This window comes from Anaerococcus jeddahensis (assembly GCF_001182725.1).
Lineage (GTDB): Bacteria > Bacillota > Clostridia > Tissierellales > Peptoniphilaceae > Anaerococcus > Anaerococcus jeddahensis.
Genome location: NZ_CWHU01000002.1, coordinates 66,129 through 77,937, shown reverse-complemented (window position 1 = coordinate 77,937; position 11,809 = coordinate 66,129). Strand labels below are relative to the sequence as shown.

Below are 11,809 nucleotides of genomic sequence, written 5' to 3'. Positions count from 1 at the left end.
GAGGATATTATGGATGAAAAATTGAAAAAAGATAGACTTGAAAACCTATCTAGATTGTCTTTCGAGGTTACTCAAAATGCTTGTACAGAAAAACCCTTCTCTAGTATCTACAATGATTTTTATAAGGATGGAATTTATGTAGACATAATAAGCGGAGAAGTTTTATTTTCATCATTAGATAAATTCGATTCTGGTTGTGGCTGGCCTTCTTTTTCAAAGCCACTAGAAGATAATATAAAAGAAAACGAGGATCTTTCTCACGGCATGGTTAGAACAGAAGTTAAATCTAAAAAGGCAGATTCTCACCTAGGCCATGTTTTCAATGACGGTCCAAAAGAATTGGGAGGTTTAAGATATTGTATAAACGGGGCAAGCCTTAAATTTATTCCAAAAAAGAAATTAAAAGAAGAAGGATATGAAGAGTATCTGATTTTGTTTGAAAATTAAAAATAAATTTTAATAATATAGATTTTGATTTATTCAAATAAAAAGAAAAAAATGAGCCAGAATTTTCATAAATTTCTAGCTCATTTTTTATATTGATTTTAAATTAAAATTTAAAAAAATAAATATTCGCAAAAAAATTCTCCCAAAATTTTGGGAGAATTTAAAGTTTTTTATTTTTGAGAAATTCCTTCTTCTCTTGCACATTTTGCTACAGCTTCTGCAACAACATCAGCAACTCCTAAGTCAAAGGCTGATGGAATTACATAATCTTCTGAAATTTTATCATCTGGGATTAAACTTGCTATAGCTTCAGCAGCTGCAACTTTCATTTTTTCTGTAATTTTTGTTGCATGAACTGACAATGCTCCTTTGAAAAGTCCTGGGAAAGCTAGAACGTTATTTACTTGGTTTGGATAATCACTTCTACCTGTTCCAACAACTCTTGCTCCTGCATCTTTTGCATCTTCGTAGGTAATTTCTGGATCTGGATTTGCCATAGCCAAAACTATTGGGTCACGTCTCATAGATTTTACCATTTCTTTGCTTACTTTATTTGGTACAGAAACTCCTACGAAAATATCTGCATCTGCCATTGCTTCTTCTAATGTAAGATTCTTATTTTCTTTATTTGTTTCTTTGGCAAGTTTGTTGTACAAGTCTTTAGAATATTCTTCGCCTTCTCTTAAAATTCCTCTAGAATTAAAAGCATATATATCATTAATTCCAAAATCATTTAACATTCTTACAATTGATGATCCAGCAGCTCCAACTCCTGAAATTACTACATTACAATCTTCCGGTTTTTTATTTACTAATTTTAAAGAATTTATTAAAGCTGCAATTGTTACTATTGCTGTTCCATGTTGGTCGTCGTGGAAAACTGGAATATCTAATTCTTCTTTTAATCTTGTTTCAATTTCTATACATCTTGGTGATGAAATATCTTCAAGATTTACTCCACCAAATGTTGGTGCAACTTGTTTTACAAATTTAATTATTTCTTCAGTATCTTTTGTATCAATTACAAGTGGAACTGCATTTAGTCCACCAAATTTTTTAAATAAACAAGCTTTTCCTTCCATAACAGGAAGTGCAGCCTTTGGTCCAATATCTCCAAGTCCCAAAACAGCTGTTCCATCAGAAATAACTGCAATTGTATTTGCTTTTCCAGTATAAATGTAAGCATCGTCTTCATTTTCATGGATTTTTCTACAAGGCTCAGCTACACCTGGTGAATAAACCAAAGATAAGTCATCTTTGTTTTCTAATTTTGTTTTTAATTCTGTTGATATTTTTCCTTGAATTTCTTTGTGTAATTCAAGTGCTTTTTCTTTTAGATTTTCCATTATTTTCTCCTTAAACCATTTTTTCAGGTTTTACTATTTCATCAAATTCCCTATCATCTAAATAGCCAAGTTCATGGCTAGCTTGTTTTAAAGTTAAATTCTTATTAAAAGCATATTTTGCAATTTTACTTGCCTTATCATATCCAATATGTGGTGATAGGCTTGTTACAAGCATTAGTGAGTTTTCAAGATTTTTTTCAATATTTTCTTTGTTGGCTACAAGGCCTTCCAATAATTTTTCTCTAAAACACTTTAATGATTTAGATAAAAGTGTAATTGAATTATCCATTGAATGGATTATTAAAGGCATGTAGGTATTTAATTGCAATTGTCCTTGGGTATTTGCCATTGAAATTGCAAAATCATTTGCCATAACTTTTATACAAATCATAGTTATTGATTCAACTTGGGTTGGATTTACTTTTCCTGGCATGATTGAAGAGCCTGGTTCGTTTGCAGGAATTGTAAGCTCACTAATTCCACATCTTGGTCCGCATGATAAAAATCTAATATCATTTGCAATTTTATAAAGATCAGTCGCAAGAGCCTTTATTGTTCCATGAACATTTACAAGGGCTGATTTTGATGATAATTGGTAAAATTTATTTTCATCAGATCTAAATTCATAACCATAAAAATCTGAAAGTTCTTTTGCCATTTCATCTCCAAATTCTTTTTTGGCATTAATTCCAGTTCCAACAGCAGTACCACCTATAGCAAGGTAGGTCAATTCTTCCTTTACTTCTTTTAAAACTTTCAAATCTCTTTCAAGACATACTCTCCAAGCAGAAATTTCTTGAGAAAGTTTTACAGGAGTTGCATCTTGGAGGTGGGTTCTTCCAGTTTTAATTATTTCTTTATTTTCTTCTTCCAACTTTTTAATTGCATCAATTGTTTTTGGCAATTCTTTTAATAATTTTTCTGATAAATTTTTATAAGTTGAAAGATGCATTGCTGTTGGGAAAACATCGTTTGAAGATTGGCTCATATTTACATGATCGTTTGGATGGATAATTTTCTCATTTTCATTTGCAATATGGCTTACTACTTCATTGACATTCATATTTGTTTGTGTACCAGAACCAGTTTGCCAAACTGTTAGTGGAAATTCGTTGTCAAATTGTCCCTTTAAAATTCTATCGCAAGCATCTACAATCAAATCTTTTTTCTTATCATCTAATTTTCCCTCCTTATTATTTACAATAGCAGCACTTCTTTTTATGCTCGCTATTGCCATGATTTGGGAATGTGGCATTTTTTCAACTTCTTGAGGAAAATTTTCTAAAGATCTTTCAGTTTGTGCTCCCCAAAAATGATCTGCTGGAACATTTACAATTCCTAGAGAATCTTCTTCTTGTCTAAATTTCATTTTTTACCTCGATTTAAAATTCTTCATTTGCGTATTCTTTTAATCTATCTATAAAAATATTTGCTATTCTTTTTAACTTGTGTTTTTTTGAATAATTTATCATAGTCGTCCTTGATGATAAAGCTTCTTTTAATTTAAAATATATAAGATCATCCTTTTCTTCTTTAAGCATGGATTCGGGAAGGATAGCAAGTCCCATATTTTCTCTTACACACTTTTCGGCAATAAATATTGATTCAGTCTCAAGGACAGTTTTTAATGAATTATCAGTAAATTTATCAAGTTCTTGATATTGCAAAATTAGATTTTGTCCTTGTTTCATTCTTACAATATTCTGTCCCATCAATTTTTTTGCCTCAATGGATTTTATATATCCTTTTCCTGATAGGTGTTTTTTTAAAGGATTATCTTTTGACATAGCCAAAAAAACATCCTCTCTATATAAATTTATACTTTCCAAATCATCAAACCTATCAGTTTCATAGGTTATAGAAAAATCACAAATTCCATTTAAAGCAAAAATATTAAGTTGATTGGTCTTATCTTCGACCAAGTTAATTTTTATACCTGGATAATCATTATGAAAATCTTTTAAAATTTTTGAGAGGAAAAAATAAGTTTGGTAGTCAGTTGCACCAACAGTAATCTCTCCACTTTTTAACTTATTTATTTCCTCAATTTTTAAAAGGGTGTCTTCTTTTAATTTTTCCATGTCTTCAAGGGACTTTTTATAAATTTCTCCTGCCTCTGTAAGTTTTATGGGCTTAAAATCCCTATTAAATATTTCAACTCCTAATTTTTTCTCAATCCTAATTATGTGTTGGCTTAGGGCTGATTGAGAAATATAAATTTTTTTTGAGGCGGCTGTCATAGACCCATATTTTAGTATGGCTCTAATATATTCCAAGTCCATCTCTGACATATTTTCTCCTAAATTTCTATATTTTTTTGAAGTTTAAGTCCTAATTTCAAAGTCGCATCTACCAATTCCTTTTCACTATCAATTAATGGATAAGAAGAACTCTCCTTATCTTTAGAATTTATAAAAGAAGCTTCTGTGCAGCCTATAATTATATACTCTGCTCCCTCATCCATCATAGCTTTTAAAGTTTTATGGTATCTGTCAAAATTTATTTCTCCTTTTTCCTTTACATCTCCATAAAGACAAGCATTAATATTTTCTTGTGTATTTTTTGATGAAAGTAAGGCCTTGTGACCACATTTTTCTATAATATTGTTGAATAATTTACTTTTTATTGTTCCTTCAGTTGCAAATATTCCTATTGTTGAAGGTTTTTTTAATTTATTTAACTTGTTTTCTACAAGCTCAATCATGTTTATAATCGGTTTTTTTGTGAGTTTTTGTAAATCGTCATAGAAAAAATGTGCGGTATTACAAGTCATTACATAAAAATCCGGATTAAGTTTATCAACACTTTCTATATCCTCTTTTAAATAGTCAAAAGGATTTTCTTCTGATTTTTTTAATATAAAGGAGGTTCTGTCGGGGATTGTAGCATGGTTTAAAACCATATAATTTAAATTTTCTTGATCCGAATTTGGCTTATAGGCCTCGTTTAGATCGTTTAGAAAATTTGTTGTTGCCAAAGTCCCCATTCCTCCCAAAATTACAAAGAAATTTTTCATAATTAAAAATTAACTTCTTCCATTTCTGGTTTTTCATCTGACAAGTATCTTTCTTGATCTAATAATTTTTCTGCTGTTGCAGAAACAAATGTAGATACAACGTCACCTGTTACGTTTAGAGCTGTTCTAAACATATCTACTATTCTTTCAACACTCATAATTAAACTTACGCCTTCTACTGGAAGTCCAACTGATGAAAGAACCATTGATAGCATTATCATTCCACTTCCTGGAACTCCTGCTGTACCAATTGATGATAAAACTGCTGTCAAAATAACTGTTACCAAGTTACCAAATGTTAAATCTATTCCATAAGCATTTGCTATAAATATTACTGCACAACCTTGATAGATTGCTGTACCATTCATGTTGATTGTTGCACCTAGTGGAATTGTAAAAGATGAAATTTCTCTTGGAATTCCTAGTGTATCACATGATGATAGGGTTAATGGAATTGTAGCGTTTGATGATGCTGATGAAAAAGCAAAGGTGTAAACCGGAAATACTTTTTTCAAGAAATGGCTTGGACTTTTCTTTGAAGTTAAAGAAATTAATGGGATGTAGGCAAGTAGTATTAAAATTAGCATTGAGCTTAATACTGCTCCCAAAAATGATAGTAGTGGTCCTACTATTCCAAGTCCTATATCTGTAAATGTTCTAGCAATTAATGCAAATACACCAATTGGTGCAGCCTTCATTACTAAAGCAGTAACTTTCATCATAAAATCATTTCCAACATTCATAAAGTCTTCTAATAATTTTAATTCTTGGCCAAATTTCCCAATAACTATTCCTGATAAAAATGCCCAGAATATTACTTGAAGCATATCTCCATTTGCCAATGATTCTATAGGATTTTTTGGAATTATATTTACCAAAGTTTCTATTAATGTTGGAGCTTCTTCTGCATTTGCTGCAGGTGCTGCTGATTTTGTAGCTTCAGCAAGGTTCATTCCAACTCCTGGTTTAAATATTTTTGCAATAAATAAAGCAATAGCAATTGCAAGAGCTGTTGTAATTAGATACAAAACCAAAGTTCTTATAGCAACTCTACCAAATTGAGAAACATCTCTCATTTGCATTACTCCAGTACCAATTGAGAAAAATACAAGTGGTACTACAAGCATTTGTAATAATCTAACAAAACCTTGTCCGAATAGGAAAAATACACCATCAATCAAAATAGATTTTTTAAAAAATCCATCCGGAACTATATAGTGAAGTCCTATACCTACTACAAGACCAATGAGCATTGATAATAATATTTTTTTAGTTGCGCTCATTTTCTTTTTTTCATTTGCAGTCATAAAATCCTCCTAAAATTTATTTTTCATCCAATTTATCCTCTTCTAAGATTCCAGGTGTAATCATTTTTTTGAAGTCTAATATTTTATCAAGTTCAGCCTCGCCCAATAATTTTTCTTCAAGAACAATCTCTCTTACTGTTTTACCTGTATTTTGAGCCTTGTGAGCAATCTCACTTGATTTTTCATATCCAATATGTGGAGCAAGGGCTGTAACAAGTCCTACGCATTTTTCAACTTCTTCTAATAATAATTCTTTATTAGCTGTAATTCCGTCAATACAATTAACTCTCAATGTATAAATTGCACCCTTTAGAGCTCTTAGAGATTCAAAAAGTTTATAAAATATTACTGGTTCAAAAGCATTAAGTTCTAATTGTCCAGCTTCAACTGCCATTGTTACAGTAGTATCATTTCCACAAACAGCAAAGGCAACTTGGCTTACAACTTCTGGTATAACTGGGTTTACTTTTCCAGGCATTATTGATGAACCAGCTTGTCTAACTGGTAAATTAATATCACCAATTCCTGTTTGAGGACCTGAAGACATAAGCCTTAAATCATTAGAGATTTTTGAAAGAGATACAGCAAAAGTTTTTAAAATTGATGATGCATATAAAAATCCGTCCAAATTTTGTGTTCCATCAACCAAATCTTCTGCTTGTTTTAAATCAAGACCTGTAACTTCTTTTAATACATCTACTATTTCATTTACATATGTAGCATCAGCATTAAGTCCGGTTCCTATAGCAGTACCACCCAAGTTCACACTTGATAAGGTTTCAATTGCTTCTTCCATTCTTTTGTAATCTCTTTTAATTACAGAATGATAAGCATTAAATTCTTGTCCTAAACTAATTGGAACAGCATCTTGAAGTTGAGTACGACCCATTTTGTAAACATCTTTGAATTCTTTTGCTTTTTTATCAAAAGATTCTAAAAGTTTTCCACATTCTTCTTTAAGTTCAATAAAATATCTAACAAGAGCGATCTTTCCACTTGTAGGAATAACATCATTTGTGGATTGACCCTTATTTACATCATCATTTGGATGAACCTTATCATAAATACCAAGGCCTCCACCAAGTTTTTCATTTGCAATATTTGCAATAATTTCGTTTGTATTCATGTTGTAGCTTGTACCAGCTCCACCTTGAATAGGATCAACAATAAAATTCTCTCTATATTCTCCACTAAGAATTTTATCGCAAGCATAAATAATCGCATCTTTTTGTTCCTTTGAAATTAAAGCTAATTTTTCATTTTCTAATGCTGCAGCTTTTTTAACCTCAACCATAGCATCCAAAAATTTATCATCAGCTTTAAGACCTGTTATTGGGAAATTTTCCTCTGCTCTTTTGGCATTTGCACCATAATAAGCATTTTCTAATATATCCATTTCACCAACAGAATCATGTTCTCTACGAAACTTAGTCATAATTTCCTCCATAAATTCACTTAATATTTTGAATCCTCTACAATTATAATAAATATTAGTAGCTATTTTCAAATATAATTATATAGAAAACGTTTTTAATAGTAAAATTATTTATTTATAATCGATATCATAAGCACAAACTTATAGTGTTAACAATTAGAGTGTTAGCCTTTGTAAAAAATCAAAAAATATAAAAAATTTCCTAAAATCACTCAATAAAATAGATTGGTAAAAGCTTTTCCTATTAGATAAATTTATAACTAATTATTTTTTCCCAACCACTTATTAATTTTTATTTTAATTTAAAATTTAATTTTAAAAATTAAAAACGACCCGTTTTATTGGATCGTTTTTCTTTTAAGCAAAGAACGTATACCTAGTTGTAAACGCTCTCGATATCTCTTTCAACATCTTGGTTAATGAGTTAATTTATTTTATTCCCATTCTTCTTTTCCAAACGTACGATATATCTCAAATCATTCAAAATACTAGGTTCTATTTTTTAGAGTATCACTAAATCCACCTAATTATAGGACATTTTCAAAATTTTAGTCCCGTCCCAGTCCCAGTACCGAAAAAAATAATTATTTATAGCTATTCTACATATATTCACAAATACATCTAGCCAATAATAAAAATAAAACTATGCCAAATATTCCCATTTGAATTTTTCCAACTTCAGGTTTTTTTATAATTAGTTCAAATTTACTCTCAATATCTGCCCCTGATTCAAATAGAATTTTATCTTTATATATGTGCTTTAATACATTATATTCTTTCTGTAAAGATTTGATCTCAGAAACATAAGCTATGAATATGAAAATCAATGCTATGATAAATATTCCTACTACAATACCTTTTTTCGAACCTTTAGAGAATAAAAGATAATGCAATAAATTATTTCCATTATATCCAATAATTATATTAAGTAACTGTACTCCAAGTGAACCTAACCATGCAAAAAAAGTAAGATTCAATGTTCTTAAAGTATTATTTTTATTTTTTGAAAGATTAAGAAAGTCATCTTTTAATTCATTAATTTGTTCAAAATAATCATCTGTCTTTCTAAATATTATTCTCCTGTAAGCTAATTTGCTATCTTCTAATATCTCATTAGTATTTTCTAAAGTTCTTTTATTTACTATTACTTGCCTAACTATTTGCAGTTTTACTATATATGAATCTTTATATTCATTATTATTTATAATCCAATCATAAATAGGGAATAAATAGAAAAGCTCACAATCAATGTTAAAATTTGTTATATATCTTTTGTCCCCAATTATAAATTCAGACTCTTGAATCAATATCTGGAACAATTTGAATTTTGTAATCAGGATAAAGTTTAGAAATTTCTTCTTCAATAACTTTTAATGCTTCATCTCTCTCTACATCAAAACTAAAGATAACATCAAATCTAATACTTTTATTATTTTTGTCTATATAAAATCCATGAACTTGGAGGGCCCAATCGTGATTCATAATCTTTCTTTCAATTGTTCTTCTAATTTCCCCAGCTTCCTTGTCCCTTGTGTTGTAGGAATAAACACCTAGAGCAATCAAGATAATACCAGTTTTTTTATAGATTTTGTATTGTATTTTTCTTGTAAGTTTATCTACTTCATCAACATCCATATGGTCTGGAAGCTCAACATGAAGAGAGCAGTAATATCTGTTAGGACCATAATTAAAAAGTGCAAGGTCATATACCCCAATTACAGGGTCTTCTTCTTTTACTAAGTCTTCAATCTTTTTCACCATTTCTGGATCGGATCTATGACCAATTAAATCATCAACAGTAGAAAGAATCATTTCTATTCCAGCTTTAATCATAAATACAGAAATGACAAGACCTACATAAGATTCGAGAGAAAGTCCAAAAACCATAAAAACAATGGCAGAAAGAAAAACAGAAAGTGAAAGAATTGAATCAAATAGTGAATCTGACCCAGATGCAATCAAAGCTCCTGAGTTTACTTTTTTTCCCTGTCTTTTGACATAGTTTCCTAAGAAAAACTTCACTACAACAGCAAGACCAATTACAAAAATAGAAAGCTTGGTGTAGGAAGCAGGGCTTGGGTTAATAATTTTTTTAACACACTCTACTAGAGAAGTTATTCCAGCATATAGGACAAGGGCAGCTATGACCATAGAAGAAATATATTCAATCCTTCCATAACCCATAGGATGCTTCTTATCTGGTGCTTTGCTTGCGAGTTTTTCTCCTATAATAGTTACAAGAGAAGAAAGAGCATCAGACAAATTATTAACAGCGTCAAGGGTTAAGGCAATGGAATTGACCAAAACCCCAAGTATTGCCTTGAAGACCGCTAATAAAACATTGGTTATTATCCCAATAATACTCGTCCTTACAATAATTTTTCCACGGATTTCTGATTCATTTAATACTTCAAAATTGTTATTTGACATTTTTTCACTCCTTATTATTAGCAGTAACTTTTTTACTAGCGGATATCTTTTGATCTGTATATAAAACAAGATCTTTAATTAAAAGTTTTTTAATAGCCTGTGTGAGAGTCTCCATATAGGTCCAATCTATTTTATCATTATTAAAGGAAGTTTCATTAAAAATTTTTACTGCGTGAACTACGTAATTTATGACCATAAGAAAATTTGCCTAACAGTGATTTTCCTACTAAACACTAATGAATAGTAAATCATTTTCTGATAATTTTTTTCATCATTGCAATAAACTCCAGTATCATATCCTGCACTAAAATCATAGTTCCTAAAAAAAGTATTACCAAAAATATCTACGGTAATTGAATTTTTATGGAACATAACTATAGGATTTGAAATATAGTTTCTTACCCCTGTATTTGTAACTCCTGACATTACAAAAGTAATACTGCCATCTAATTGATCAGCTTTTTGGTAATCTTTTATATTTTTCCCAACAGTTTTAAGTGCTAGAACATAACTAAACTCTCCTGATTCAGTGTTACCAATCTGATGCATGTTACCTATTTTTTATTATTTCGTATCTATTCATTTAATTACATGACATAATCCATAATATCTTCAACCTTACAATCAAGAACATAACAAATCTTTGCTATAGTTTCTAAATCAATTCTTTTAACTTTATTATTACAATAAGAATTAAGTTGCGCCCTTTGAAGATTTGCTTCTTTTTCTAATTTATTTTTGCTTATATTTTTTTCTTCTAAAACCTGGTCTATTTTAAAAATAATTTTACTAAAATTTTCATCGTTTTCTCACTTGAATAAAAAGTATGAAATTTAATTCAATTATATTCTATCATAATTACGAATCTTCTTATAGCTCTAAGATTATATGATAAATTAATTTTACAGCAAAATCACTTATAAAATTAAATGCACAATTATAATTTATTTTATCTTCTTTAATTTTAATAATTGTTAGAAAAATAAATTTTTCAAACAAAAAAATGCAAGATGAATTATCAATCTTGCATTTAATATCCAAAATCCTGGAAGTATTTTGGAAGGGAACTAGGTTTATTTTAATGATTTTTAATCATTTCATACCACGATAAACGTGTATTTTTAGGCATCTCCCTTTCAAGTTATCTTGTATCTTTATTCCCATTAGTAATAAAAAAAGCAAAATGCTCCTTTTCGTCGAATTTTACTTTTTTAATTACAGAAGGGCCAGACCTAAAATTTTTGAAATTTCATTTCAAAAATTTGGTCATGACATAAAAATAACTCTTCTAGCTATTTTTATTCCCATTCTTCTTTTTCAAACGTCCGATATATCCCAAATCATTCAAAATACTAGGTTCTATTTTTTAGAGTATCACTAAATCCACCTAATTATAGGACATTTTCAAATTTTTAGTCCCGTCCCAATCCCAGTACTGGACAAAAACTAATAATATTTATAAAGATTCTATATAAACGCCAAAATACATCTAGCTAATAATAAAAACCACCGGCGCAGTGAAATGACCCCCAAAAGCTTGACTTAAAAACCAACTTAAAGAGGTCAGTTTTTTTGCTCTTTGTCAAATCGTGTTGGTAATTAAAAATCAACTATAGGGTAAATGATTAAATATGTCTTCTTTTTTTACAAAAAAACCGTGCTGACAGAAGTTTCATCTACTTCTACCAACACGATTTATTATAGAACCTTTTTATCAGGATTAAGGTTGATACACAAATTTGTTTACAGACCCGGGTCACCTTATTTAATTTGGTAGCTCTTTTTAATTGTATCATATTATAATTCTTTTATATTTGTACAAAGTATA

General features: G+C 29.6%; 12 protein-coding genes. 1 reads left to right on the top strand and 11 read right to left on the bottom strand.

The genetic code is table 11. The annotated features are described in order from the left end of the window. Positions 1-9: 9 nt before the first annotated feature. Positions 10-447, top strand: coding sequence for a peptide-methionine (R)-S-oxide reductase MsrB (msrB, locus tag BN2087_RS00375; RefSeq protein WP_049689921.1), 438 nt, complete (start codon positions 10-12; stop codon positions 445-447). Positions 448-617: 170 nt separating this feature from the next. On the opposite strand, the gene BN2087_RS00370 is transcribed toward msrB, so the two are convergent. The 11 genes from BN2087_RS00370 to BN2087_RS09050 all read right to left on the bottom strand — a co-directional run bounded on the left by BN2087_RS00370 (position 618) and on the right by BN2087_RS09050 (position 10,754). Further along, positions 618-1,793, bottom strand: coding sequence for an NAD(P)-dependent malic enzyme (locus tag BN2087_RS00370; RefSeq protein ID WP_049689920.1), 1,176 nt, complete (start codon positions 1,791-1,793; stop codon positions 618-620). Positions 1,794-1,803: 10 nt separating this feature from the next. Further along, on the bottom strand, positions 1,804-3,162 hold the full coding sequence (locus BN2087_RS00365; RefSeq protein ID WP_049689919.1) for a class II fumarate hydratase: 1,359 nt from the start codon (positions 3,160-3,162) through the stop codon (positions 1,804-1,806). 13 nt (positions 3,163-3,175) lie between these two features. After that, complete coding sequence (locus BN2087_RS00360) at positions 3,176-4,084, bottom strand: LysR family transcriptional regulator (RefSeq protein ID WP_049689918.1); 909 nt, start codon at positions 4,082-4,084, stop codon at positions 3,176-3,178. An 8-nt stretch (positions 4,085-4,092) separates the two neighbouring features. Next, complete coding sequence (locus BN2087_RS00355; RefSeq protein ID WP_049689917.1) at positions 4,093-4,809, bottom strand: aspartate/glutamate racemase family protein; 717 nt, start codon at positions 4,807-4,809, stop codon at positions 4,093-4,095. Between the two features lie 2 nt (positions 4,810-4,811). Beyond that, positions 4,812-6,116: a dicarboxylate/amino acid:cation symporter gene (locus BN2087_RS00350; protein ID WP_049689916.1), complete on the bottom strand. Its 1,305-nt coding sequence runs from the start codon at positions 6,114-6,116 to the stop codon at positions 4,812-4,814. Positions 6,117-6,132: 16 nt separating this feature from the next. Then, positions 6,133-7,551, bottom strand: a complete 1,419-nt coding sequence (locus tag BN2087_RS00345) for an aspartate ammonia-lyase (protein WP_049689915.1) — start codon at positions 7,549-7,551, stop codon at positions 6,133-6,135. Positions 7,552-8,150: 599 nt separating this feature from the next. Beyond that, positions 8,151-8,858 carry a hypothetical protein gene (locus tag BN2087_RS00340; protein ID WP_148485511.1) on the bottom strand — a complete coding sequence of 236 codons (708 nt, stop codon included), beginning with the start codon at positions 8,856-8,858 and terminating at the stop codon, positions 8,151-8,153. Next, positions 8,842-9,981: a cation diffusion facilitator family transporter gene (locus tag BN2087_RS00335; RefSeq protein WP_049689913.1), complete on the bottom strand. Its 1,140-nt coding sequence runs from the start codon at positions 9,979-9,981 to the stop codon at positions 8,842-8,844. The genes BN2087_RS00340 and BN2087_RS00335 overlap by 17 nt, the downstream gene beginning before the upstream one ends. Positions 9,982-9,985: 4 nt before the next feature. Then, positions 9,986-10,177: a hypothetical protein gene (locus tag BN2087_RS00330; protein WP_049689912.1), complete on the bottom strand. Its 192-nt coding sequence runs from the start codon at positions 10,175-10,177 to the stop codon at positions 9,986-9,988. Then, positions 10,168-10,530, bottom strand: coding sequence for a hypothetical protein (locus BN2087_RS09225; RefSeq protein WP_049689911.1), 363 nt, complete (start codon positions 10,528-10,530; stop codon positions 10,168-10,170). The genes BN2087_RS00330 and BN2087_RS09225 overlap by 10 nt, the downstream gene beginning before the upstream one ends. Positions 10,531-10,568: 38 nt before the next feature. Next, on the bottom strand, positions 10,569-10,754 hold the full coding sequence (locus BN2087_RS09050; protein ID WP_280641569.1) for a helix-turn-helix domain-containing protein: 186 nt from the start codon (positions 10,752-10,754) through the stop codon (positions 10,569-10,571). Between the last annotated feature and the right edge of the window lie 1,055 nt (positions 10,755-11,809).

Bases quoted from the DNA above. Each gene is read 5' to 3' on its own strand.
- msrB (WP_049689921.1), top strand. From the start codon at position 10: ATGGATGAAAAATTGAAAAAAGATAGACTTGAAAACCTATCTAGATTG.
- BN2087_RS00370 (WP_049689920.1), bottom strand. From the start codon at position 1,793: ATGGAAAATCTAAAAGAAAAAGCACTTGAATTACACAAAGAAATTCAA.
- BN2087_RS00365 (WP_049689919.1), bottom strand. From the start codon at position 3,162: ATGAAATTTAGACAAGAAGAAGATTCTCTAGGAATTGTAAATGTTCCA.
- BN2087_RS00360 (WP_049689918.1), bottom strand. From the start codon at position 4,084: ATGTCAGAGATGGACTTGGAATATATTAGAGCCATACTAAAATATGGG.
- BN2087_RS00355 (WP_049689917.1), bottom strand. From the start codon at position 4,809: ATGAAAAATTTCTTTGTAATTTTGGGAGGAATGGGGACTTTGGCAACA.
- BN2087_RS00350 (WP_049689916.1), bottom strand. From the start codon at position 6,116: ATGACTGCAAATGAAAAAAAGAAAATGAGCGCAACTAAAAAAATATTA.
- BN2087_RS00345 (WP_049689915.1), bottom strand. From the start codon at position 7,551: ATGACTAAGTTTCGTAGAGAACATGATTCTGTTGGTGAAATGGATATA.
- BN2087_RS00335 (WP_049689913.1), bottom strand. From the start codon at position 9,981: ATGTCAAATAACAATTTTGAAGTATTAAATGAATCAGAAATCCGTGGA.
- BN2087_RS00330 (WP_049689912.1), bottom strand. From the start codon at position 10,177: ATGGTCATAAATTACGTAGTTCACGCAGTAAAAATTTTTAATGAAACT.
- BN2087_RS09225 (WP_049689911.1), bottom strand. From the start codon at position 10,530: ATGCATCAGATTGGTAACACTGAATCAGGAGAGTTTAGTTATGTTCTA.